Raw genomic sequence first — 24,335 nt, 5'->3', positions numbered from 1 at the left:
CTTACAACGCTGACTCGCCCATCGAGCAGCGCCGAGCCGCGGCGCCCCTGCGCCTTCCATCGTCACCCCCATACCCCGAGGACTGCGGGCATGATGACCCCCGAACGCTTCCGTGAGCTGGCCGACGCCGGCTACAACCGTATTCCGGTCACCCGCGAGGTGCTGGCCGATCTCGATACGCCGCTCTCCACCTACCTCAAGCTGGCCAACGCCCCCTGGAGCTTCCTGCTCGAGTCGGTGCAGGGCGGCGAGAAGTGGGGCCGCTACTCCATCATCGGCCTGCCCAGCCGGGAGCGCATCGAGGTGCGCGGCTTCACGGTGAGCCACTTCATCGACGATGAGCTGCAGGGCGCCGGCGAGGTGGAGGATCCGCTGGCCTGGATCGAGCAGTTCCAGGCCCGCTTCAAGGTGCCGCGCCTGGACGACCAGCCCCGCTTCGACGGCGGCCTGGTGGGCTACTTCGGCTACGACACCATCCGCTATATCGAGCCGCGGCTGCGCAGCCAGGCCGCCGCCGACAAGCCCGACCCCCTGGGCGTGCCGGATATCCTGCTGATGGTGTGCGACGAGCTGGTGGTATTCGACAACCTCTCCGGGCGGCTGGCGCTCTGGACCCACGCCGACCCCGCCGAGCCGGACGCCTACGGCTGTGCCGTGCAGCGTCTGGAGGAGCTGGAGATTCGCCTGCGCAGCGCCACCCTCAACACCATCAGCCCCGGCACCGGCGGCGCCGCGGTGGAGGAGGGGGACTTCACCTCCGGCTTTACCGAGGCGGGCTTCAAGGCGGCGGTGGAGACCATCAAGGAGTACGTGCTGGCCGGCGACGTCATGCAGTGCGTGCCCTCCCAGCGCATGTCGATTCCCTACCGCGCCGCGCCGCTCGACCTCTATCGGGCCCTGCGCAGCTTGAACCCCTCCCCCTACATGTTCTTCCTGGACCTCGGCGATCATCAGGTGGCCGGCTCCTCGCCGGAGATCCTCACCCGACTGGAGGAGGGCGAAGTGACGGTGCGCCCCATCGCCGGCACCCGCAAGCGCGGGCGCAGCGAGGAGGAGGACCTGGCGCTCGAGGCGGAGCTTTTGGCCGACCCCAAGGAGCGCGCCGAGCACCTGATGCTGATCGATCTGGGCCGCAACGACGTGGGGCGCATCAGCGAGACCGGTTCGGTGAAGGTCACCGAGGAGATGGTGGTGGAGCGCTACTCCCACGTCATGCATATCGTCTCCAACGTCACCGGCCGGCTCTCGCCGGGGCTCACCGCCATGGACGCCCTACGCGCCACCTTCCCGGCGGGCACCGTCTCCGGGGCGCCCAAGATCCGCGCGCTTGAGATCATCGACGAGCTCGAACCGGTCAAGCGCGGCATCTACTCCGGCGCCGTGGGCTACCTCTCCTGGCACGGCAACATGGACACCGCCATCGCCATCCGCACCGCGGTGATCAAGGATGGCCAGCTGCACGTCCAGGCCGGGGCCGGCATCGTCGCCGACTCCGTGCCCGAGATGGAGTGGCAGGAGACCCTCAACAAGGGGCGCGCCCTGTTCCGCGCCGTGGCCATGGCCGAGCGCGGCCTGGACAACCTCGAATAAGGCGCCGGAGAGATCCCATGAAAGTCTGCATGATCGACAACTTCGACAGCTTCACCTACAACGTGGTGCAGTACCTGGCCGAGCTGGGGGCCGAGGTGATCACCCACCGCAACGACGCCATCACCCTCGAGCAGATCGAGGCCATGGCGCCGAGCCATCTGGTCATCTCGCCGGGGCCCTGCACCCCCAACGAGGCGGGCATCTCCATGGCGGCCATTCGCCACTTCGCCGGCCGGCTGCCGATACTTGGCATCTGCCTGGGCCACCAGGCCATCGGTCAGGTCTACGGCGGCGAGGTGGTACGCGCCCCCCAGGTGATGCACGGCAAGACCTCGGCCATTCGCCACGCGGGGCTTGGGGTGTTCGAGGGCCTGGACGACCCCCTGGAGGTGACTCGCTACCACTCGCTGGTGGTGGAGCGTGCCACGCTGCCCGACTGCCTGGAGGTGACCGCCTGGACCGCCGAGGACGACATCACCCCGGGGCTGATCATGGGCCTGCGCCACCGGGAGCTCGACGTGGAGGGGGTGCAGTTCCACCCGGAGTCGATCCTCACCCGCCAGGGCCATGAGCTCCTGGCCAACTTTCTACAGCGTCGTGCTCAAGCGCCGCTGGGCCGTGCCTGAGTCGAGGAGAGCCATGATGCAGATGCGAGATGCCCTGGGCGCCCTGATGCGCCGTGAGAACCTCAGCTTCGCCGAGACGCACGAGGTGATGCGCCAGATCATGACCGGAGAGGCCAGCGACGCCCAGATCGCCGCCTTCCTGATGGGCATGGCCATGAAGGGCGAGACCCCCGAGGAGATCAGCGCTGCCGCCCAGGTGATGCGCGAGCTGATGAAGCCGGTACACCTCGACGCCGAGAACGTGGTGGATATCGTCGGCACCGGCGGCGATGGCGCCAACCTCTTCAACGTCTCCACCGCGGCCAGCTTCGTGGTGGCGGCGGCCGGCGGCCACGTGGCCAAGCACGGCAACCGCGGCGTGTCGTCGTCGTCGGGCAGTGCCGACCTCTTCGCCGTGGCGGGCATCCACCTGGACCTCGATGCCGGCCAGGTGGCCCGCTGCATCGAGGAGGTGGGCGTGGGCTTCATGTTCGCCCCCAACCACCACCCGGCCATGCGCTACGCCGTGGCGCCGCGCCGCGAGATGGGCGTGCGCACCCTGTTCAATATCCTGGGCCCCCTGACCAACCCCGCCGGCGCCCCCAACCAGGTGCTGGGCGTCTACTCCCCGGCGCTGGTGCCTCTGATGGCCGAGGTGCTGCATCGCCTGGGCAGCCGCCACGTGCTGGTGGTGCACGCCGAGGATGGCCTCGACGAGATCTCGCCGGCCGCGCCGACCCGGGTGGCGGAGCTTAAAGAGGGCGAGATCACCGAGTATGTGATCACCCCCGAGGAGCTCGGCATCGAACGCCAGCCCCTGGATGCCCTGAAGGTCGGCTCCGCCGAGGAGAGCCTGCGCCTGGTGGAGCAGGCCCTGGTGGGGGAGGGGCCCGGCGCCGACATCGTCGCGCTCAATGCCGGCGCGGCGCTCTACGCCTCGGGCATCGCCGACAGCCTCAAGGAGGGGGTGGCCCTGGCCCAGGACGCCCAGGCCTCCAAGCTGCCCCTGGAGAAGCTCCGGGAGCTGGCCAACTTTACCCGCGTTTTCCTGCAGTGAGCGAGGCCCTCGTTCAGCGCACCCTCTATCAAGGAGTCACACCATGAGCGCATCCCCGGGGGCGACCCCCACCATCCTGACCCGGATTCTCCAGCGCAAGGACGAGGAGGTGGCCGAGCGCTCCCGCGCCGTGCCCGAGGCCGAGCTGCTGCGCCTGGCCGCCGAGCAGGGGGCGCCGCGGGGGTTCGTGGCGGCCATGCAGCGCCTGATCGCCGCCGGTGACCCGGCGGTGATCGCCGAGATCAAGAAGGCCTCTCCCTCCAAGGGGGTGATACGCGAGGATTTTCGCCCCGCCGAGATCGCCGCGAGCTACGCCAAGGGCGGCGCCGCCTGCCTCTCGGTGCTCACCGATGCCGACTTCTTCCAGGGCCACGAGGACTACCTGATCGAGGCCCGGGACGCCTGCGACCTGCCGGTGATCCGCAAGGACTTTATCACCCACGGCTACCAGGTGAGCGAGGCCCGGGCCATCGGCGCCGACTGCATCCTCCTGATCGTTGCCGCCCTGGACGACGCCAAGATGGCGGACCTCAACCGCCAGGCCATCGAGCTCGGCATGGACGTGCTGGTGGAGGTCCACGACGCTCGGGAGCTCGAGCGGGCGCTCGCCCTCGACCTCTCCCTGGTGGGCATCAACAACCGCGACCTGCACACCTTCGACACCACCCTGGATACCACCCTGAACCTGCTGTCGCGGATTCCCCGGGAGGTGACCGTGGTGACCGAGTCCGGCATCCATACCCGCGACGACGTGCTGCGCATGCGCGAGCACGACGTCAACGCCTTCCTGGTGGGCGAGGCCTTTATGCGCGAGGCCGACCCCGGCGAGGCGCTGCGCCGGCTGTTTTTCTGATGCCGACTGGCTGGCTCCGCCCGGGGCCGGCCGCATCGAGAAGGGCTCGAGTACCGGACGTAAAAAGGCCGGCGGGAAAACCGCCGGCCTTTTGACATCCTGGCTTTAGACGTTCTTGTAGCTTACTCGTCCCCGGTGAAGGGAAGCGACGAGTGATGCAGCACGATGCGCAGGTCGCCCTCGTCGTCCAGGTGGTAGCCCCAGCTCTTGTCCACGGTGGTGGTGTTGCCGTCGGCATCCAGAATCGAGACGTTGCCCATGGTCAGCGCCATGTCGCCGCTGATGAAGATGGCGGCGTTGTCGATGGTGACCTCCTGCCAGCCCTTCAGGGCGAAGCCGCTGTCTGCGCTGTACTCGTCGCTATGGCCGACGAAGTAGGCCAGGGCCCCCTCGGGGGTGGTGCGGAAGGTCTGGGGCGCTTCGGCCAGGGTCGGCTTGAAGAGCACCGGGCCCATGTCGTGGCCGTAGGCGCCGGCGATGATCTCCTCGGCCAGGGCGCGGGCGGCGTCGATGCCTTCTTCCTCGTAGGTGTTGGAGATGGCGACCAGGGCATCGCCCCACGCCTGCTGGGCCTCCAGCACCTGCGCTTCGGTGATGTCGCCGCCCATGTGGGTCACTTCGGTGGCACTGGCCAGGCCGGCGGTGCCGAGACCCAGACCCAGAGCGGTGGCGGTAATCAGTGTCTTCAGCTTCATGATCTCTCCTTGAAAAAAACGGCCAACATCAGAACACGCTACCTTGCTGAAGGTTCAGAATTTTATGGCTCTTCGCAGATCAGCGTGAAGTTGGCCGGTGGGAGGGCGGCTCTGCCGCGCGAATGGCGCCGAAGGCGCCCTTGCAGTGTCCGCTGAGCTTGGCCTTTACCGCCGGGAGACCTGCGGTCTCCAGCAGCGCCGGCGCGCCCCACGCCGCCACCGCCATGGGCAGGCAGCCCAGCAGCCGTCTTCTTGTCCTATGCCCCATGCGCAGTTCCTTGCCGTCTCTATTCCTGCACTGGGGTAGCGTGCTCTCAAGCGCCCACCGGCTGCCACCCCGCTATTCATATTTCCCCGTGCCGGCTGCCCCATGCTGGCATTGAGCCGGGTCAAGGCCTGCGCTTTGCAGTTATTTCATGATTTGCTTAATCTGGTCGACCTAAGAAGATTGAGAAAGCGACGACATAGCACCATCCGGCTATCGCATGGAAGCGGCACCCACCGACCATGCCCGATAGGGGCGGTAGCGTGCCCAGATTCCGCCGAGGGAGCGAAAGGATGATTGAGGCCGGCAAAGGCAGCAGGCGCGTTGATTGGGGGATATGCAGCATGCGTGACGATCGGCTATGCTTAATTTCTAATTATTTCAATCAGATAAGAGGTTGGCGAGCGCGCAGCATAACATTATTGAACGCGCGTGCGCGTTCAAGTGGGATATGACGCGTGCGGTCTAATACCTGTTAGCTGCTCAAGTCATAAAAATTTCCTCTGGATCAAAAATAAAAGATGGATACACAATCAATTCTCACGTTGCCCCAAAAGCACCGGCGAACCTTCGTTGTGCTGTTGATCGCTTTGTTTACGATTGCGTTACTGCTCGATTGGAAGCTCGGCACATTACCCTTCATCGAAACGCTACTTGGATATATTCGAGCTATAGCGGCAGCAATTCTCACGTCACTATTCTTGTTGTGGGTAGTGAGCTCTTTCATTCCTCGGCAAAAAACTGCCGAAGGTATAGTTGAGCTTGAAGCCGGAAAAATAACCAAGGAATTCGACAAGCTATTGAGCACGGCCACGAGGTGGCGTTATAAGGGGAACTTTGGCCGGTATATGAGGGGTAAGGTTCTCCCGACTTTGGCAGATCGACAAAATTGCCATATAAGTGCTTGCGTGATCGATCCTAACAATAAGGCATTGTGCGAAAAACACGCGTCGTACCGAAGCCAAATAAACTCGATCGATAAGGGAAAACAGTATGATGCAGACACCGTCGCCCTTCAGATTCTAGTAACAGTTGTTATTTGTTCTTGGTATTCAAACAATCGACGGGTAAACATAGATTTATATCTAAGTGCTTCATTTGATCCTGTTAGGATAGATTCAAATGACGAGGCAATGATCATAACAGTGGAAGATCGACGACAACCTGCGCTCAAAATCAACCGAGATCATTTCATCTATGAACACTTTGAGACATCAATGGAGTTTGCGCGAGATCAGGGGGCAAAAGTAAACCTTGATGGTATGCGGCGTGGAATTGAATTGGCTCAGATTGAGGAAAGTGATGTATCTGATGCTCTTGACAGGGCCGGAATGACGGAGCTATGTAAAAAAATTACACCGGCGGTTGTCCTGCAGGCGTGTCGGGAGTCGAAGAATCCATATGAAAATTGAAATTTCAGAAATGCTCAGTTTTCTCCGAGAAAACTTTAGTTCTCTCTCGGCCAATTTGGTTCCGCTTTGGCATCCGCTAGGGTTCGTCTCCTGTGTTATCGACGAGGTTTCTTCAAGCCATATTGCACGCGTGCATTATTGGCCTGAAGGTGAGCGAAGAGTTAAAAACCCCGATTGGCCCATTCATACCCATACTTACAGATTGGAGAGCCTCGTGCTGGCGGGAGCGGTGAGGGACTTACAGTATCGTGTTCAGCCGGGGACGGAGTGGTGTGAATACTCCGTCAGTTATTATAGTGGTGGTTCAGAGATAGTTAGAACACCTAATGAGGTCGATACCTTTGCAGAAGTGGATGAATTACGTCGGTCCGGGAGTCGTTATGAGGTTCCTCGTGGTGTATATCACCAAACATTGGTGCCACACGAGCAGTCTGCGGTTACCCTCGTACTATTGACTGATCATAGCTCCGACGCACCAAAAGTATTGGGCTCGAAGCTTGCTGAACGATATCCATACGATCGAGTATCGTTTGATCGCGAACGATTTTGGGGCGCTATCAAGGAGGCTTTGGGAAATCAGCTAACAAATGCAGGCAAGGGACGCTCCTGACGTCGCGCCCCTGCTGCAAGCGTTAGGAGGCAGAAATGTCAGACAGCATCGATGACCTCTTAGGCGGAAGAATGAGGGAGCTCAAGGGCGATGATCAGCTTTTTATTGAGGCTGAAGACTGGTGGATGAATGCTTGTCTTGATTGGTATCACGATCCAACAGAGCTTTACATCGTCGGCTACAAAGAGGCAGGAGATTCTCTTGTAAACTCTGTGGCTGATCGTAGCGGCACTGCCGACTCGCTGATTTTTCCCATTGTATTCCTGTATCGGCATTACATTGAGCTTAGGCTAAAGTCCTTGTTGCATGATGGCAGGCGCCTGCTTGATATAGAGCATAAGCATAAGTCCGAACATCAACTATCTAAGCTGTGGCCAAAGGTGCGCGATATTTTAGTTGAGCTATGGCCAGACGGTAGTAAAAGTGACTTGGCGGCATTTGACAGCTTGATTAATCAGTTTGAGCAAGTCGATCCACGTTCGACGACTTTTAGATATCCAAAGGATTTTAACGGAAATAACTCTCTTCAAATGGACTCCCCGAGAGTTAACCTGAGGAATTTGAAGGAGGTGGTGGGAGCAATGGCAATCATCTTGGAAGGTTCGGCAGCAGCCATTTCAGAATATCAGGGCTACAAAAATGACATGCAGCGCGACTGCTGGTAAGGCTCCTAACAATCAACTGCAGCGGATCAATTTTCGCTGCGCAAAAATTGCCCGCTGAGTTGGGCGTTATTGCCGGGGCTTGGTAGTGTCGGTTGAGGTTGGTGACTTCGGCAAAATGTTCAGGTCGCCGCCACCGTATCGGGCTTTGTTTTAGGTCGTTGCCAGCATCAAGCGGTTGAGCTGTTGCGGGTAATGCAGTCAGAAAATCAGGTGCTGTTGTCTAGGCTGGTGCATCTATCATTCAGTGGTTCAGCCAGTAGGGTGGCAGTGGTTATATTTGGTGGTGTTGGCAATAACAAAGTGCAGCAGTTCGCCGCCTTTGGCGGCCGGATGTCCTTTCCGCTTGCGCTCCAAGGCCACCGCTGTCCACGGCGTTAGCTGTGAATCGAGTACGAGCATGGAAATAGATGTAGCTAAAGAGATGTTCGCGGGAAGAGTTAGTAACCCCCTTGAATGGTTTAAGCATTCGAGGTCTCTCCTTGCGGCAGCAAGGTCAACGAGAGAGCGAGCAGAAGTACTAATCGACATTTCTGAGAAGTCGGACTTGGAGAATGTCGCGACCATGCTCTATGGGTTTTCACTAGAGAATCTATTTAAAGCCATTTGGACTTTAAATAGATTCGGGTCTCCTCACAAAGAAGGCTGGGAGCCTGTAGCAGGCTTTCCTTCTGAGCTCAAGACGCATGACTTAGTAAAGCTCGCGGGTATGATTGATGCGGACTTGGTTAAGGATTATGAACTTTCGCTATCGTTGCTTTCCGACGCATCTACCTGGAGTGGTAGATACCCCTGTTCGTTGAGAGGCGATGAAGGAACTATGGTAAGGTGGCCAAAAATAAATGATGACGCCGAAACTATATTCAAGGCATATAGCAAGCCTTTTACCACAATCAGCTAACAATCGCAGGCACGGCGACGGCTTTTTCATTCCGGCTGCGCCTTCATTACAAAGCCACGCGTGCTGCGGGCGTTATGCGATTCAAAAATCGGAGGATACTTGAAGCATTCCTACGACGTAATTATGGGCATTTTTATCGGGCTAGCAGCACTTCTAGTCTATTATTTTTCGGCTCTAGCAATTGCAGAAGACGTGATGCCCCAGACGTACCAATATGCTTTTAACCTAGCAGTATCCATTATAGGCGCGTTTTCCGGTGCTTGGTTTGCATTCAGGCTTCAAAACGAAAGGGCAAGGAAGGATGCTGAGGCACGTGACGTAACTGCTGCAAACAACGCCATATTTGAACTTTCTAGGTGGTATAACAAGCTTCATGCTTTAAGAACACAGTTCATCGATGAACACCGGACTAACTCTTTACGGCATTTGTATATAATGCCGGTTGCGGGAATGGCTTTGGAAAAACCGAAAATTGACTATGAATCGCTCTCTTTTATCTTCAAATCGTCCGATCCAAATATTCTCGGCACTATAGCCTTAGCAGAACAGGAAATTGCATCAACACTTGACGTAATACTTCAGCGCTCGAAACTTCATGTAGAAGTTCTTCAGCCCGCAGTAGAGCGGGTAGAAAAGCGTCTTGGGCCGTCGTTTCCACCATTGGAACTAGAAAAGGAGCTTGGTACAAAAGATGCTCAGGTGCTTAAAATGCTCACTGACTATATGGTACAAGGAATAGATGCTTCTATGGCAGCTCTACGTACAAATATGAATGAATTGAAGACTGAGAGTCAGTCTATGTATCCTGGTCATGCAATTATTGGGATGATTGATCCGCCATCCGGATCTGCAACTGATCATGGATAGTTGTTTCGCATAACAAACCAAGGCAGCGGGACATATTTTGCTTCGCTGCGCTCAAAGCGCAAAATATGCCCCTGCTTGGGGCGTTAAATTCGGAATCGCTATGACGTCATATGATGAGTTCAGAGGTAGGAGCATCGAAGACCTTAAGAAAAGCTACGACCGGATAGCAAAGACAACTTCGCCAGGTCTTAGTTTCTACAGGGAAGAGATTGCGCGCAGGGAGTCGGAGCTACTCAATCACCAAATGCTGTCAATGACCAAGCATATGAGAAATATGACCATAGCTATCTCGATTCTAACTCTTGTTAACGTGGTTGCGGTATTGGTGCCATTGCTACAAAAAATTTAACAAACCAAGGCAGCGGAAATATTTTGCTTCGCTGCGCTCAAAACGCAAAATACTCCCCTGCTTGGGGCGTTATGTGCCTAGCTAGGAGCACTCTGTGAACGAAATAGCAGAAGAAGAACGCATTGATGCAGAGTGGATTACGCTGAACGCTATGCGCGGTTTAACTAAAATCGCTTCGCACGGCGATATGGCAAAATCGACGTATGACAACGCACTTGAATTGGGCGGCGAACTCTACCCTGAACTCTTAGGGCCAGAAGTAAGTATTCTTAAGCGAGAGCGCGAAAGTGATATTACTAAGGAATATCGCCAAAAAGCCTCTCTCAGGTCAGTTAGAGATGGGACACCAAATGATCCGCTTTCGCTGATCATTACGGATATTGAAGACTTAGAAGGCTTGATCTCGGTCGCTCAGGGTCAGAAAAATAAACAAAAAGTCGATCAACTCCGTCGTCGGGTAGCAATACTGCAAAAGGGTAGAAAAGAACTAGAGCCGCAATCCCACTCGGAAAATCAGCTCATATTTCGGGATGCAACTGTTTCTGATCGTGAACTTAAATCGCTTGCAACCGGGCGTGGTTATCGTGACTTTGAACTGCCAAATGACAACATATTAAGAGTTCGTGTTCTTCATCCAGATCACCCCGAACACATTACGGGGGCTGACATCATATATGAGCGTCACGCGCCGAAATCTGACAAAGTCAGCATCGTAGCGATTCAATACAAAATTTGGCAGGATCGAAAACTGTATTTGTCAGACCCAAGGATGCAATCTCAGCTTGAAAAGTTGAAGTCATTTTTGTGCGACAAAAAACATTGTGAATGTAAAGAGTCCGAGAATAGTTATCGCTTTCCATTCTGTGCTGCCTTTCTAAGGCCTACTGACAAGTTGCAGAATCCGAGTCAGAAGTACATCTCCAGAGGTGAGCACATTCCAGTATGTAGAATCGAAGATTGTGCCTCTACTGGACCGCAAGGTGGCAAGCTCCTTGAATACGAGAAAATGAGGAATGTCTCGCTTTCAACTGAAGCATTTGAGTTCCTATTCAATAGTGGAAAAATCGGCTCGGATTGGATGTCGCAAGATGATTTATATGAAATTTATGCTGATTCACTAGTAGATGCATCCCAAGATAGGGTAGTAATTTACGCACAGGAATTCGGCACATAACAATGCCTTGCAGCCGACCCACTTTCCGCTACTTCCCTTCGGTTATCCGCTCCAAGCGGTCGGCTGAAGGCTGGCGTTAGGCCATGTACCATATTGCTGAAATAACACGTGGAGGAGGCTGTATGCGGTATTCGCTATACTTAGTTAAGGAAGGCACAAGAGGGTATGATTGGGAAGTTAACCTCAAATTAGAAATTGATTGCGACGTTCCGCCAATAGAACTTGCAGAGTTTGAAAGGGGGAGAGCGACATTATTTGATGGATATACAACAAAAACGTCTACTTATTTGCTAGCTTCATCGCAACCAGATGCTCGCAGGATTGATTTCCTTAAAGATGAAGCAGTTGTCGCAACATTGAATCCGGTATTGGAGAGGCTTGTTAATCCTATAGATCCACTTAACACCCTTAAAGCACTCCCCTTGCGCAATGAGCAGATTTTGACCTTGCACTGGAAACAAGAATCAGAAAAGTACTTAATCACCGGTGCGAGCTGGGATTTGCGGTGAAAATGCTTTCTGTGGTGCCTAACAAGTTGCAGCAGTTCGCGCCTTTGGCGCCGGACGCTCGTAACCTCGCGCCGCTGTGCAAAGCGTTAGAGATCAAAGGAGCAATTATGGCAACTGTTCATCTCGTGAAGGATGGCGTTACTAAGCAAGGCACGAGCCTCACGAAAAGCTTTGAGATTCAGATTGAAGACGCCAGGTCATACTTTGGGAACCATAGCCACCATTACTCTAAGGGTGTGCCTCGAATAAACCCGGAAAGGGAAGCCAATCATTTTGCCGAATACCGGCACGTCGTATTGGAAATCTTTGATGGGGAAGAAGGCGGTCCATTCGAATCTCCCGGCTATTACCTACTAAGTAATCTTAGTCCAAGAGACTTCCTGGCTTTAATCAATCAATCGGGGCCACTAGTATGATCTCTAACAAGTCGCTCAAGTTCGTTCCGCGCTTCGCGCTCCACCGGACGCGGCTAACGCCGCGCCGCTTAGCTTAGACGTTAGGTGCCAAACTAGCACTGGCGAAACAACAAACAAAGGGATGTAATGCTTAATGTCAGATAGAATTGCAGATAGCACAATTAAAGGATTTTTATATCAATTTAATAAAACTATTTTTGAGATAGCTAATGCGGACGATGAGGACGTAATTACTGTCGAAGGTGTTGTAGAAGACGTAGATGTTCTGTCCGCCAGTGGCGAGCTGGAAGCCATACAATGCAAATATCATGAGTCCAAAGAAAAATTCATACCAAGCCTAATATTTAAGCCTTTGCTCCAAATGGCCGAAGCGTACGACAAGAATCCAACAGCAAAGATTAAATACACAATTTTTATTTATGTCCCGAATGAAACTCATGGCGAGAGAAGTATTGAGCTTTCAACCTTAGACTCTGCGTTAGCGACCACTGATAAATCACTATTAAAGATCGCATCTAGGATCTCTGGAACATTCGATAAGGATGAATTCTTAAAGAATACAAGGATTGTTTTTGGCCCTTCTTTGGATGAAATCGAAGATAGCACGAAGGATGCACTAGAGTTGCTCGGAATTCAAGGGAGTGATGTTGGTACTTTACTTTACCCAAATTCGATATCAATAATTGCGAAATTGTCGAGCACTAAAAATGAAGCTGATAGACAGATAACTAAGGCAAAATTATATAGCTACCTTTTAAACGCCACACACACAGCAATATCTAAATGGACGCTAGCACTAAAAAATCGGAGCGAAATACTTAAACGTATCAAACAGCAGCTCTCTAGTTCTTTCTCTCAAAACAGCCGAGACAGATATTTTTATATTAACAAAAATGACATTGATGATTATGAAGAGAAGGTTGTTGTATTTTTCGGGAATTACATAAAGAAATACTATTCGAAACCGAGCCATCTCAAGGCACCAACATTTATTATTAATGATAATTTTGACGCAATCAGGGATCTTGAGTCTCGATTGTACAAGAAGGGAATAAAAGCAAATACAGGGCTTGTTGGAAACGATTTTGAATTCGATCATTTTTTCAGAGATCCTATGAAAAAAATAATCAGAAATAATATTGAAGAGCGTGAATTCGATCTTAGGTTATTAGCAATGGACTCTGAAAAAGAAGCAATAAATCATAGAAAAGGTGATGACTTGTATTTGGTTAGCAGCGAGACGCCTAATAATATTGAGCTAACTGATGTAAACTTTTATCAAGTTGGAACAAGCAACTTTAGCGAACTTGAATATGTAATAGGGATGAGGAATAGCTATGAGTAAAGTTGGGCACGTATTATCAAGCTCGCCAGATAAGGTAGCAATTGGAATTGGTAATCTTAAGACACTTGAAGAAAACAAGGCTGATTTACAAGTTGGTAAATTCCTAAAGATTGAAGATGGTAATCAGAACTATGCAGTTGCCATTATAAACAATTTGACGGCTCAAAAATTAGAAAAAGATGGTGCTGTCGAATGGAGCTTTGTGATAGAGGCTTCACCAATCGGAGCTCTAATAAATAATGACGATAAACTTGAATTTAAAAGAGGAACTCAAGTTTTGCCTGTCCCTACGGAGATTGTACATACCTTTGGTACAGAAGATCTTTCCCTAATATTTTCAGATGATAGCAGCTTTGGATTTGAGATTGGTCGCCTGTCAGGCAACCCTACCGTACCGTTTTGTATAGATGGTGATAGGTTTTTTGGCAAACATATCGGGGTAGTGGGGTCTACCGGATCTGGCAAGTCGTGTGCTGTGTCTAGTCTCATTCAAAATGCAGTTGGTATCGCCAATGCAAAAAATTCGAATAGAGAAAGTCAAAAAAACTCACACGTTATAATTTTTGATATTCACTCAGAGTATTCGTCAGCCTTCACTGTTGATGAAAGTGAAAAATTCAGCCTAAACAAACTAGATGTTGATAATCTGAAACTCCCATATTGGCTAATGAATGCTGAAGAATTAGAGTCTATTTTCATAGAAAGCAATGAGCAAAATTCACACAATCAGCTATCCCAGTTTAAGCAAGCCGTTATTTTAAATAAAGAGAAACATAATCCAGGGTTGGGTAAAGTTACATATGACTCTCCTGTGTTTTTCAGTATTGATGAAGTTTATAACTATATTTACAACAAGAATAATTTAACTGTTTATGAAAAGAACTCACTAAAATACTTTGCAACACTTGATGAAGAAATTGAATATGACGAAGAGCGTCTATGGCATAAGATTAACTTTTTATCATCAACTGGAAATGCGAAGCATGAAACTCTTGGTGCAAAGGTTTCAAAGGAGGGAGGTTTTAATGGTGAGTTTGATCGGTTTATTTCACGACTAGAGACTAAGTTAAACGATAAGAGGTTGGCCTTTTTACTCAAGCCTGTTAAAGACGATGGTGCAGCGTTTAAAACGAATGACTTCAGTGAGGTAATTAAACAGTTTTTAGGGTATATCGATAAATCCAATGTTACTGTTGTTGACTTGAGTGGAATACCATTCGAAGTTTTGAGCATAACCGTAAGTCTTATATCTCGATTGATGTTTGACTTTGCATTCCATTATTCGAAGATAAGGCATTCTACAAATCAAACCAACGATATTCCTTTTTTGATTGTGTGCGAGGAAGCACATAACTACATTCCAAAGACTGGCGGCGCCGAATTTAAGGCTTCTAAGAAGTCTATTGAAAGAATTGCAAAAGAAGGACGTAAATACGGTCTGAGCCTCATGGTTGTGAGCCAACGCCCGTCAGAAGTGTCAGATACGATTTTCTCACAGTGCAATAATTTCATCGCGATGCGACTTACAAATAGAGTCGATCAGAACTACATTAAAGCTTTGTTGCCTGATAGCTCAAGTAGCCTTATAGATTTGCTACCATCGCTCAACCAAGGCGAAGCCTTTGTTGTTGGTGATTCTGTAATTATTCCAAGCCTAGTTCAGTTGCCAAAGCCAAATCCTGAGCCTAAGTCTGCAAGCATCGATACTTACAAGGAATGGGCTGAAAGTTGGAAAGATATTACGTTTGATAAAATAGTTGAGCGATGGAGAAAGGAGGGCTAGGTGTGAAGCACCTAACAAGCGGCTGCTGTCGGACTGTTAAAAATTCCGGCTTCGCCTCCTCTTTTAACAGCCGCAGAGCCGAGCGTTAAATACCAAGGAGAGTGTAGGTGTACAAGTCAAATTTTTTAGATGCGCTGGAACGAACAACACGCTTTGGCCTGAGCGCTCCGAGCGTTGAATTAAGTGATACTCGTTTTCTGACCCAAGAGGCCTTGAGCCGCCTTCCAATCGCGATACGAGACATTATGGGCGAGTTGAGTGAAGAGGATGTCGTGGCTCAATGTCTCTCGCTTCATATGAGGCTAAAACCGGTTATCGAAAAAATTCTGGGTTGTGACGCCTACTACACCATCGGCTGGGTGAGCCTTGAAAAAAGCGAAATGTTCAAGCAGACAGAGGAAAACTTGTCTGAGATGCTCAACCGCGGTATCACCGGCCCTAATATAAATATCCATGCGTGGCTGACCCTTCCATCACTGGAGATATTGGACTTCTCTCTTCCAACAACTTACGCAAAGGTTCATGGTCTTGAGGAGGGCAAAGGTGCGGTAGTCTCAAAACATCCATCAGAGCTCACCGGTGGCATGATGTATCAGCCGATGTTAGTTGGTGAGGAATTCCTATCGAAATCGGGCGCCATGAGGTTCTTCGCCACGTACAGTATTTAACAAGCGCATGTTGTCGGACTGGTTTTTCGCTGCGCTCCAAACCAGCCGCAAATGCGAGCGTTAAGCAGGAGAATTCATGCTAAGTCACGGAGTTCCATGGCAGGCGGCGTTAGGACACGCATTCATGAGTGTCATAATATTTTCTGTCATGATGGTTATGAGCCTTGCTAGCGGTTTTTTTGGTTGGTATTCGATATTTACCGCTGTGTTTTTAGTCGCTGGTTTTTTTATAATCGCTTCGCTGCTTCCATTGCTGCTGAATCTCAGCAGATCATTCTTTTGGCTGGTGTTTGCTCTGTTTTTCTTGCATATAGTAGTGACTATTATTTCTTTTGCTATGCACTATAAATATACGGGTCTTCTTGGCGATAACGGAGAATTTTCACCTGACTTCTGGGATGCTCTTTACTTTAGCATTACGACTTTTACGACCCTCGGGTATGGTGATTTTCAACCATTGCCCGAGTATAGGTTAACGACATCAGTTGAAGCGCTTTTTGGCATGATCTCTATGGCTGTTGGGGCCTCATTGATTTGGTTGTGGTGCCAAGAGAATATGGTCCCTAAAGAAATGGCGTTCTTTGATGGTAACCGTCGCCACAAAGGAGACCTAACTGTTACTCGAATCCGAGTTAGGACCATCACCGGTAAAGAGAGGAAATTGAAGGACTGGGCTCTGGCTCCAGAGGAGGGTGAGTCCTACTACTATGATCAAAAAAGACAAGAATGGCTGCTAGTTACCAAGGATACAGAGCTACCTGACAACACCCTTGTAATGGGGCGAAAGTCTGCGGATGAAGATGCTTAACAAGGCCAGGCACGGCGACGGCTTTTCCGTTGCGGCTTCGCCTTCACTACAAAGCCGCGCGTGCTGGCGGCGTTGGGCGCAAAACAGGGGGCGCCGCGGCGTGGCTTCGGTTTTCTTATATTCGGAGGTTAGGATGGGAAGTTCGAGAGGTGCAGTGGTCGCGGATCAGCAGGTTTCCGAGCGCTACGGCGGCCTTTCGCAAGTATGGAGGCATGTCCTAGGTGGTTTCGTTTTCTTTCTTGTCTTCGCTAGCCTGTCATACCTGATCAACATGGTAGCCTTCGCCGAGGCTCACGCCGTAGTGACGTTCTTTCGCGCCGAGGACCATGCGCTTGTGTCTCCGGTCGCGCTGTCGCTCACCACCCTCATCTGGAGTTTCCTTATCTCGCTGAGCTACACCATCTTTGGGAGAGCTTTGCCTGTTAAGGCCGCATGGTTGCGTGGGCTCGTGTACGGTGCGCTGGTCTTCTTCCTGTTCGTATGGCAGCAGGAGATGTTTTACTTCCAGTTTATAGACTTCCCGGTTGGGATTCTGTGGGGCGCGCTGCTCCATATGGCGCTCGCGTTCCCGCTGGGATGCATGTTCATCTCCGTGATACAGACTGGAAGGTGGAGCTAGTTTGGTCGTTTGCCCAACAAGGCCATCGAGCGGACGGGCAAAAAGCTGGCGCTTTTCGCCCGCCGCTCATGTCCGGCGTTAGGAAGTTTCCATCACGAGGGAAAGGGAATGGAAATCAAATGCATCTCCGGCTTTGCTTCCATCACCAAAGACCCGGCGGCGAGTGCGTCGCTGTATCAGGATGCGCTGGGTCTGCCGCTGGAGGCGATGGACGATTATCGCTATATGGATCACTTCCCCGGCGCGAACCATTTCGGTGTCTGGCCGCTGGCCATGGCCGCCCAGTCCTGCTTCGGCCAGGATGAATGGCCCGAGAGTGTGCCCGAGCCTACGGCGACGATCGAGTTCGAGCTGACGGATGCCGCCGCGGTGGAGGCGGCGGTGCAGGAGATGAAAGCGAAGGGGCAGGCGTTTCTCCACGAGGCCAGGACGGAACCCTGGGGCCAGACGGTCGCGAGATTCATAAGCCCCGAGGGCGTCTTGATCGGCCTGAGCTACGCGCCATGGCTTCACCAATGACCACGCTCGAAAGCGCCTTTGCTACCGGAGGCCGGCGGGTATTTCTGGAAGAATATTCAGGAGCCCTGAGCACTGCAGGTGCTGCGTTTATTGCTTGAATTCAGGTTCTGCCACGTGGCGAGCATATCGCCCATAACACACCAGGGGAGCCCTCATTTGGCCAAAGGAAAAAATCAGTTTGTCGGCACCGCAGGACAGTATTACGTGTGCTATGAGCTGGCACGGCGCGGCATCCATGCCAGCTTGACGATAGGCAATGCGCCGGCAGTGGATATTGTGGCCGCCAGGGCCGACGGTTCTCGCAGCCTCTCGATACAGGTCAAGACATCGAACAGCGCCTATCGCCGGCGGCGCTACGGGCGCGAAGGCTGCGAGTGGGACGTGGGAGCCGGTGCCATCGGCAAACACAGTGCGACGCTCTGGTACGCGTTGGTGGATCTGCAGGCTTCCAGCGGTAAACCGCCGCGCGTCTTCATCGTACCCTCGTTCTGGGTATCGGAATTCGTCCTGCCCACCTTCAGCCGCAAGGTGTTCTTCCTGCCCGCGACGGCCTGGGAGCTGACCGAGGCGCGCTGGGACCGCCTTGTGGCCTGCCTTGATGATGCTGCAGAGGTCGCAGATTTTACCAATCACTGGCCCGAAGAGCGGCTGGTGCGCTGGGGTGTACCCCGAGGCCGATACCCGCCCCTAGCGATTGAAGAGCCACATCAGCGCCGATAGGACCACGCTCACCAGAATCATGGTGGTGATCGGGAAGAAGAACGAGAACCCCTCCCGACGCACGGCGACATCCCCCGGCAGCGGGCCGAAGGGGAGCCGGGAGAGCCAGGGCCAGAGCAGGCCCACGGCGATGATGATCAGGCCGATGATGATCAGGGTGCGGTTCATGGCGTCGCCTCCTGTCGCTTGGACCCTTATCAGGTCGGACGGTGCGCCCACCGAAGATCTTCCCCGGTGGGCGCTTGCGGGTGCGGCGGCGCTGGCTCAGCCCGCGCGGCGCAGCAGCGCCAGCAGCCCCTGCAGCGGGTGGGGCAGGGCGGTGTCGGAGAAGCGCTTCACCTGGCTGCGGCAGGAGTAGCCGGTGGCCAGCAGGGTCCCCGCGTTGGCCTCGTCCTCCACCACCGGCTGCCAGGACTGGGCGTAGATGGTCTTCGAGGTCTCCAGATTGCGCGCCTCGTGGCCGTAGGTGCCGGACATGCCGCAGCAGCCGGTGGCCACCAGCTCGAGCTCGAGGCCGAAGGCCGCGAACAGCTGCTGCCACGCCTTGGGGCTGCCCGGAGCGTTGGTCTTCTCGGTGCAGTGGGAGAGCAGCCGATAGCCCGGATCCTCGATGCCGGCGCCCTCCAGGGTCAGGCCGCCGGGCACCAGACTGGCCGCGCGGGTCACCAGCCACTCCTGCAGCATCAGCACCTCGGGCACGGCCTCCGGCCCCAGCGCCTTCACGTACTCCTGGCGGTAGGTGAGGGTCATGGCCGGGTCGATGCCCACCAGGGGCACGTCGAACTCCGCCAGGGCGCGCAGCCGCCGGGCCTGCTTGTCGGCGGTGCGCGCAAAGGCGCCCAGAAAGCCCTGTACGTGCAGCGGCTTGCCGTTGGGGGAGAAGGGCGCCACGAAGACCCGGATATCCAGCCGGCCGAGCAGCTCGACGATATCCAGCACCAGATTGGCTTCGAAGTGGCTGGTGAAGGCGTCCTGCACGATCACCACGCTCCTGGCCTTCTGGGCCTCGGTGAGCCGGCCGAGCGAGGTGGGGGTGGCCTCTGCCACGCCCCAGGCGGCCAGGGTCTTTCTCAGGCTGGCCCGTGAGAGCCGCGGGCTGTCCACCAGCCCCACGGGGCCCGATAGCAGGCGGTCCACCAGGCGATTGCCGATCAGCGCATTGTAGGCGGGCGCCACCCGGGAGAGGACGGGCAGCACGGACTCGGTGGTGCCGATCAGGTAGTCGCGCAGCGGGCGCAGATAGCGGCCGTGGTAGACCTCCAGGAACTGCGCCCGGGAGTCGGGCACGTTGACCTTGATCGGGCACTGGCCGGCGCAGGACTTGCAGGCCAGACACCCGGCCATGGCGTCGTAGACCTCGTGGGAGAAGTCCGCCTCGCGCTTGCGGCGCAGGGTGTTGAGGGTGCGTTTCGGGAAGCTTCTGACAAAGCCCCAGGCGCCCTCGGCCTTCTTCTTGCGCGACTCCTCGACCAGATCGATGCCAGCGTCGCCCTGCAGGCGCAGCCACTCGCGCACCAGGCTGGCGCGCCCCTTGGGGGAGTGCACCCGGTCCCGGGTCGCCTTCCAGGAGGGGCACATGGCGTCGTTGGGGTCGTAGTTGTAGCAGGCGCCGTTGCCGTTGCAGTAGACGGTGGCGGCGTGGGCCTGCCAGGCTCGCTCGTCGATGGTGCGGTCGAGCTGGCCCCGGGTGGGCACGCCGTCGATGGTCAGCAGGCCCGGGTCGACCAGCGTCACGGCCTCCTCTCCCGCGGCGTCGGGGGGGCTCCCCACGGGGGCGGGTGGGGGAAAAGAGGAAAGAGGCGTGGCGATCTTGCCGGGGTTGAGCTGGTTATGCGGGTCGAAGGCCGCCTTGACCCGCTGCAGGCTGGGGTAGAGCTCGCCGAAGAAGCTCGGCGCATACTCCGAGCGCACTCCCTTGCCGTGTTCGCCCCACAGCAGGCCGCCGTACTTCTGCGTCAGCTCGGCCACCTCGTCGGAGACCTCGCGGATCAGCCGCTCCTGCTCAGGGTCTTTCATGTCGATGGCCGGGCGCACGTGCAGCACCCCGGCGTCCACGTGGCCGAACATGCCGTAGTCCAGGCCCCGGGCGTCCAGGGCGGCGCGGAACTCGGCAATGAAGTCGGCCAGGTGCTCCGGCGGCACCGCGGTATCCTCCACGAAGGGGATAGGGCGCTTCTCGCCCTTGGCATTGCCCAGCAGGCCTACGGCGCGCTTGCGCATGGCGTAGACCTGCTGGATCTGCGGCCGGCCTTCGGCCAGGGTAAAGCCCAGGCGCTGAACGCTCTCGTCGCTCTCCAGGTGGCGGCAGAAGGCGGCGACCCGCTCGGCCAGGCGCTCGGGGTCGTCGTCGTTGAACTCCACCAGGTTGATGCCGCGCACCGGGGTGTCGCCGGCGGGGAAGAACGCCGCCACGCTGTCCCAGACGAAGTCCTCCATGGCCAGCATCAGCACCTTGTCGTCCACCGTCTCGATGGAGGTGGGGGACGCCTGTGGCCGACCTTGTGAAGAGCTGCCGCTTGACATTAGGGCCCGAGCGTCGCGCAGGGCGTCCATGAAGCCTGCGTAGCGCACGTTGACCAGGGTGGAGTGCTTGGGGATCGGCAGCACGTTGAGCACCGCCTCGTCGAGCAGGCCCAGGGAGCCCTCCGAGCCGCAGAGCAGGCTGTTCATGTCGAGCCGCCCCTGGTCGTCTCTCAGGTGCGCCAGGTCGTAGCCGGTCAGGCAGCGGTTGAGCGGTGGGAACTTCTCGGCGATCAGCTCGCCCTGGGTGTCGATGATCTCCCGGGCGGTGCGAAAGGCGCGGCCGGTGGCGTCCTGGCGCTCGCAGAGAGTCTCGAGCTCGGCGTCATCCATCGGGCGGCTCACCAGGCGCTCGCCGCCCAGCAGCAGCACCTCGAGCTCCAGCACGTGGTTGCGGGTCTTGCCGTACTCGCAGCTGCCCTGGCCGCTGGCGTCGGTGGAGATCATGCCGCCGATGGTGGCGCGGTTGGAGGTGGAGAGCTCCGGGGCGAAGAAGAGCCCGTGGGGCTTGAGGGCGGCGTTGAGCTGGTCCTTGACCACCCCGGCCTGGACCCGCACCCGGCGGGCCTCGACGTCGATATCGAGGATCCGGTTCATGTGGCGCGAGACGTCCACCACCAGGCCGTCGGTGAGTGACTGGCCGTTGGTGCCGGTGCCGCCGCCCCGGGGGGTGAGCGCCACCTGGCGGTGCTCCACCTGGCCGGCCAGGTGGGCGATGCGCGCCAGGTCCTGGCCGTGGCGGGGGTAGAGCGCGGCCTGGGGCAGGCGCTGGTAGATGGAGTTGTCGGTGGCGAGCACCGTGCGGTCGGCGTAGTCCGGGGCGATCTCGCCCTCGAAGCCGGCGGCCTTCAGGGCCTCGAGAAAGCGCAGATAGGGTGCGGCAAGCCCGTGGGCGGTGCCGGCGTCGGTGGTGTCCAGTCGAGCGATCATGGGCATCTTCAAGGGGAAGCGTAAGTGCCTCTACTTTACCGCGAGAGGGCGGTAGGGCGCATCCCGGAGGGGGCGTCCATGGCGCCCCTGCGGCCTTTTGCCTACAATGGGCGGCCTGTTTGACCCCCTATCGTTTTTATCTTCTATCGTCTTCACGACGCCACTACTGCAACGGACCGGATTCCATGCTCGATCCCAAACTGCTGCGCAGCGACCTCGATGCGGTCGCCCAACGACTGGCCAAGCGGGGCTATGCCCTCGATACCGAGCGCCTCGAGGCGCTGGAGTCCCGGCGTCGCGAGCTGCAGGCCGAGACCGAGTCCCTGCAGAACGAGCGCAACACCCGTTCCAAGGCGATCGGCAAGGCCAAGGCCGCCGGCGAGGATATCCAGCCGCTGCTCGACGAGGTCTCCGACCTGGGCGACCGGCTCGATGCCGCCAAGGCGCGCCTGGCCGAGGTGCAGGCCGAGTGGGATGACCTGGTCAGCGGCATTCCCAACCTGCCCCACGAGAGCGTGCCGGAGGGCAAGGACGAGAGCGACAACGTCGAGCTGCACCGCTGGGGCACGCCCCGGGCGTTCGATTTCGAGGTGCGCGACCACGTCGACCTCGGCGCCCTGCAGGGCAAGCTGGACTTCGACCTGGCGGCCAAGCTGACCGGCGCGCGCTTCGCGGTGATGCGTGGCCCCATTGCGCGGCTGCACCGGGCCCTGGCCCAGTTCATGCTGGACAAGCAGACCCTGGAGCACGGCTACGAGGAGTGCTACGTGCCCTATATGGTCAACGAGGCCTCCCTGCGCGGCACCGGGCAGCTGCCCAAGTTCGGCGAGGATCTGTTCCGCCTCGACGACGAGCGCGGCTACCACCTGATCCCCACCTCCGAGGTGCCGCTGACCAACTTTGCCCGGGACGAGATCCTCGAGCACAAGGCGCTGCCCCTGAAGCTCACCGCCCATACGCCCTGTTTCCGCAGCGAGGCGGGCTCCCACGGTCGCGATACCCGCGGCATGATCCGCCAGCACCAGTTCGACAAGGTGGAGATGGTGCAGCTGGTGGACCCGGCCACCAGCTATGCGGCTCTGGAGGAGATGCGCGGCCACGCCGAGGCGATCCTGCAGGCCCTCGAGCTGCCCTACCGGGTGGTGACCCTGTGCACCGGCGACATGGGCTTCGGCGCCGCCAAGACCTATGACCTGGAGGTGTGGATCCCCAGCCAGGACGCCTACCGCGAGATCTCCTCGATCTCCAACTGCGAGGAGTTCCAGGCGCGGCGCATGCAGGCGCGCTTCCGTCATCCCGACCAGAAGAAGCCCCAGCTGCTGCATACCCTCAACGGCTCCGGCCTGGCGGTGGGGCGCGCCCTGGTGGCGGTGCTGGAGAACTACCAGAACGCCGACGGCTCCATCACCGTGCCCGAGGCGCTGCGCGGCTATATGGGCGGCGTCGAGGCGATCAACCTGCCGGGCTGACGCGCCCGAGCCTGGGCCACCGGCCCTGACGCGAACCCCGCCGGCGGGGGTTCGCTGCGTTCAGGGGAGGCGACGGGAAGGCGACCGACTCACTCGATCTCCCAGTTCACGCTGACCCCGGCCTCGATGTCGATCGTGCCGGGGCGGTACTCGGCCCGGGTGCTCTCGCGGGCGTCGGCGCTCATGGCCATCATGCGCGGCTGGAAAGCCGGCGAGCGGGTCTCGCTGACGCTGGCGACAGGCCCCAGGGCGATGCCCAGGGTCTCGGCCATCAGCTCGGCCTTGTGGCGAGCCCTCTCCAGCGCCTTGACCATGGCCTCGTCGGTGGCGGCGTCGCGGTCGGCGAGGTCGTAGCTGACGCCGTCCAGGGCGTTGACCCCGGCCTCGGTGAGGGCATCGAGCAGCAGCGGCAGTCGCTCCAGGTCGTCGAGCTTCACCTGGAAGGGGCGCTCCAGGCGAGTGCGCACCAGCGGCTCGCGCTCGCCGTCCTCGCCGCGGCTGCCGGCGAGGTGCTCCGGCTGCACCGCCAGCGAGCCGGCGCTGATGGCGTCGCCCTCGAAGCCGGCGCTCTCCAGCGTGTCGATCAGTTCGGCGGCGCGGGCTTCCAGACGCTCCCGCGCTTCGCGCAGCGCCTCCGGGTCGCCGCCGCTCTCCTCCTCTCTGGAAACCGCCGGGGTGCGCTCCCAGAGCCGCGCGCTCAGGGTGGCGCGATCCGGCACCACGGCAAGCGTGGCCTCGGCCTGGACGCTGAGCTGGCGCGGCGTGTCGGCCGCGATTGCCGGTGCGCCCAGCAGCGGGGTGGCGATCAGCAGGCTGCCCAGCAGCAGCCGGGCGGGGCGAAGGGATAACATCGGGGCCTCCTTGCGGGCATGGCGTAGCGGTGTGCCACCCCGCTTCGAGGTGGGCCGACTATAAAGGTTCCCGCGGCGGCCATCATTGTTGCTGGCCCGGCGCGGAGGCATGATGGGGGCTGGCCAGGGAGGACAGGA

The 24,335-nt window shown here is 56.8% G+C and carries 25 protein-coding genes; 20 read left to right on the top strand and 5 right to left on the bottom strand.

Annotated elements, in window-relative coordinates:
* The first annotated feature begins 93 nt into the window (after positions 1-93).
* From trpE to trpC, 4 genes are read left to right on the top strand one after another with little or no spacing between them, the layout of a single operon-like run.
* A complete protein-coding gene (trpE, locus tag ACRYRV_RS03040) occupies positions 94-1,590 on the top strand; it encodes an anthranilate synthase component I (RefSeq protein ID WP_444986223.1) in 1,497 nt (498 codons plus the stop codon).
* Between the two features lie 17 nt (positions 1,591-1,607).
* Positions 1,608-2,216, top strand: coding sequence for an anthranilate synthase component II (locus ACRYRV_RS03035; protein ID WP_444986027.1), 609 nt, complete (start codon positions 1,608-1,610; stop codon positions 2,214-2,216).
* Between the two features lie 16 nt (positions 2,217-2,232).
* Positions 2,233-3,252 (top strand): anthranilate phosphoribosyltransferase, encoded by a 1,020-nt coding sequence (trpD, locus tag ACRYRV_RS03030; protein ID WP_444986225.1) that lies wholly within the window; start codon positions 2,233-2,235, stop codon positions 3,250-3,252.
* 43 nt (positions 3,253-3,295) lie between these two features.
* Positions 3,296-4,105 carry an indole-3-glycerol phosphate synthase TrpC gene (gene trpC / locus ACRYRV_RS03025; protein WP_444986029.1) on the top strand — a complete coding sequence of 270 codons (810 nt, stop codon included), beginning with the start codon at positions 3,296-3,298 and terminating at the stop codon, positions 4,103-4,105.
* Positions 4,106-4,227: 122 nt separating this feature from the next.
* Here trpC and ACRYRV_RS03020 read toward each other — a convergent pair whose 3' ends face one another.
* Both ACRYRV_RS03020 and ACRYRV_RS03015 read right to left on the bottom strand, forming a co-directional pair.
* A complete protein-coding gene (locus ACRYRV_RS03020) occupies positions 4,228-4,800 on the bottom strand; it encodes a phosphoribosyl-AMP cyclohydrolase (RefSeq protein ID WP_444986031.1) in 573 nt (190 codons plus the stop codon).
* A 79-nt stretch (positions 4,801-4,879) separates the two neighbouring features.
* Positions 4,880-5,068 carry a hypothetical protein gene (locus tag ACRYRV_RS03015; protein ID WP_444986033.1) on the bottom strand — a complete coding sequence of 63 codons (189 nt, stop codon included), beginning with the start codon at positions 5,066-5,068 and terminating at the stop codon, positions 4,880-4,882.
* Between the two features lie 518 nt (positions 5,069-5,586).
* On the opposite strand from ACRYRV_RS03015, the gene ACRYRV_RS03010 reads away from it, so the two are divergent.
* The 15 genes from ACRYRV_RS03010 (at position 5,587) to ACRYRV_RS02940 (ending at position 18,427) form a co-directional block, all read left to right on the top strand.
* Positions 5,587-6,477: a hypothetical protein gene (locus ACRYRV_RS03010; protein ID WP_444986035.1), complete on the top strand. Its 891-nt coding sequence runs from the start codon at positions 5,587-5,589 to the stop codon at positions 6,475-6,477.
* A complete protein-coding gene (locus ACRYRV_RS03005; protein WP_444986037.1) occupies positions 6,467-7,087 on the top strand; it encodes a hypothetical protein in 621 nt (206 codons plus the stop codon). The genes ACRYRV_RS03010 and ACRYRV_RS03005 overlap by 11 nt, the downstream gene beginning before the upstream one ends.
* A gap of 35 nt (positions 7,088-7,122) precedes the next feature.
* Positions 7,123-7,752, top strand: coding sequence for a hypothetical protein (locus ACRYRV_RS03000; protein ID WP_444986039.1), 630 nt, complete (start codon positions 7,123-7,125; stop codon positions 7,750-7,752).
* 397 nt (positions 7,753-8,149) lie between these two features.
* Positions 8,150-8,650, top strand: coding sequence for a hypothetical protein (locus tag ACRYRV_RS02995; protein ID WP_444986041.1), 501 nt, complete (start codon positions 8,150-8,152; stop codon positions 8,648-8,650).
* A 99-nt stretch (positions 8,651-8,749) separates the two neighbouring features.
* Positions 8,750-9,517 carry a YrzE family protein gene (locus ACRYRV_RS02990; RefSeq protein WP_444986043.1) on the top strand — a complete coding sequence of 256 codons (768 nt, stop codon included), beginning with the start codon at positions 8,750-8,752 and terminating at the stop codon, positions 9,515-9,517.
* A 443-nt stretch (positions 9,518-9,960) separates the two neighbouring features.
* The gene (locus ACRYRV_RS02985) at positions 9,961-11,040 is read left to right on the top strand and encodes a hypothetical protein (RefSeq protein WP_444986045.1); all 1,080 of its coding nucleotides are present in this window, start codon (positions 9,961-9,963) and stop codon (positions 11,038-11,040) included.
* Positions 11,041-11,123: 83 nt separating this feature from the next.
* Positions 11,124-11,549: a hypothetical protein gene (locus ACRYRV_RS02980; protein WP_444986047.1), complete on the top strand. Its 426-nt coding sequence runs from the start codon at positions 11,124-11,126 to the stop codon at positions 11,547-11,549.
* Positions 11,546-11,965 carry a hypothetical protein gene (locus tag ACRYRV_RS02975; protein WP_444986049.1) on the top strand — a complete coding sequence of 140 codons (420 nt, stop codon included), beginning with the start codon at positions 11,546-11,548 and terminating at the stop codon, positions 11,963-11,965. The genes ACRYRV_RS02980 and ACRYRV_RS02975 overlap by 4 nt, the downstream gene beginning before the upstream one ends.
* Before the next feature lie 133 nt (positions 11,966-12,098).
* Positions 12,099-13,310: a hypothetical protein gene (locus ACRYRV_RS02970; RefSeq protein WP_444986051.1), complete on the top strand. Its 1,212-nt coding sequence runs from the start codon at positions 12,099-12,101 to the stop codon at positions 13,308-13,310.
* Entirely contained in the window at positions 13,303-15,093 is a 1,791-nt protein-coding gene (locus ACRYRV_RS02965) for an ATP-binding protein (protein WP_444986053.1), read from the top strand. Before ACRYRV_RS02970 ends, ACRYRV_RS02965 begins: the two co-directional genes overlap by 8 nt.
* A 107-nt stretch (positions 15,094-15,200) precedes the next feature.
* The gene (locus ACRYRV_RS02960) at positions 15,201-15,761 is read left to right on the top strand and encodes a hypothetical protein (protein WP_444986055.1); all 561 of its coding nucleotides are present in this window, start codon (positions 15,201-15,203) and stop codon (positions 15,759-15,761) included.
* Positions 15,762-15,837: 76 nt separating this feature from the next.
* Positions 15,838-16,569, top strand: coding sequence for an ion channel (locus tag ACRYRV_RS02955; RefSeq protein WP_444986057.1), 732 nt, complete (start codon positions 15,838-15,840; stop codon positions 16,567-16,569).
* Between the two features lie 154 nt (positions 16,570-16,723).
* On the top strand, positions 16,724-17,188 hold the full coding sequence (locus ACRYRV_RS02950) for a hypothetical protein (RefSeq protein WP_445005982.1): 465 nt from the start codon (positions 16,724-16,726) through the stop codon (positions 17,186-17,188).
* Positions 17,189-17,197: 9 nt separating this feature from the next.
* Entirely contained in the window at positions 17,198-17,707 is a 510-nt protein-coding gene (locus ACRYRV_RS02945; RefSeq protein WP_444986061.1) for a VOC family protein, read from the top strand.
* Positions 17,708-17,863: 156 nt separating this feature from the next.
* Positions 17,864-18,427, top strand: a complete 564-nt coding sequence (locus ACRYRV_RS02940; RefSeq protein WP_444986063.1) for a hypothetical protein — start codon at positions 17,864-17,866, stop codon at positions 18,425-18,427.
* Here ACRYRV_RS02940 and ACRYRV_RS02935 read toward each other — a convergent pair.
* Positions 18,395-18,595 (bottom strand): DUF2905 domain-containing protein, encoded by a 201-nt coding sequence (locus ACRYRV_RS02935; protein WP_444986065.1) that lies wholly within the window; start codon positions 18,593-18,595, stop codon positions 18,395-18,397. The two genes, ACRYRV_RS02940 and ACRYRV_RS02935, sit on opposite strands and share 33 nt — an antisense overlap.
* Positions 18,596-18,691: 96 nt before the next feature.
* Complete coding sequence (gene ydiJ / locus ACRYRV_RS02930; RefSeq protein WP_444986067.1) at positions 18,692-21,877, bottom strand: D-2-hydroxyglutarate dehydrogenase YdiJ; 3,186 nt, start codon at positions 21,875-21,877, stop codon at positions 18,692-18,694.
* Between the two features lie 185 nt (positions 21,878-22,062).
* Between ydiJ and serS the strand changes: the two genes are divergently transcribed.
* Positions 22,063-23,346, top strand: a complete 1,284-nt coding sequence (gene serS, locus ACRYRV_RS02925; RefSeq protein WP_444986069.1) for a serine--tRNA ligase — start codon at positions 22,063-22,065, stop codon at positions 23,344-23,346.
* Between the two features lie 89 nt (positions 23,347-23,435).
* Here the strand turns inward: serS and ACRYRV_RS02920 are convergent, their stop codons facing one another.
* Positions 23,436-24,197 carry an SIMPL domain-containing protein gene (locus tag ACRYRV_RS02920; protein WP_444986071.1) on the bottom strand — a complete coding sequence of 254 codons (762 nt, stop codon included), beginning with the start codon at positions 24,195-24,197 and terminating at the stop codon, positions 23,436-23,438.
* Positions 24,198-24,335 lie beyond the last annotated feature (138 nt).

The sequence above is a fragment of the Halomonas mongoliensis genome (genome assembly GCF_052496345.1).
This window is presented reverse-complemented; position numbering and strand designations above follow the sequence as displayed.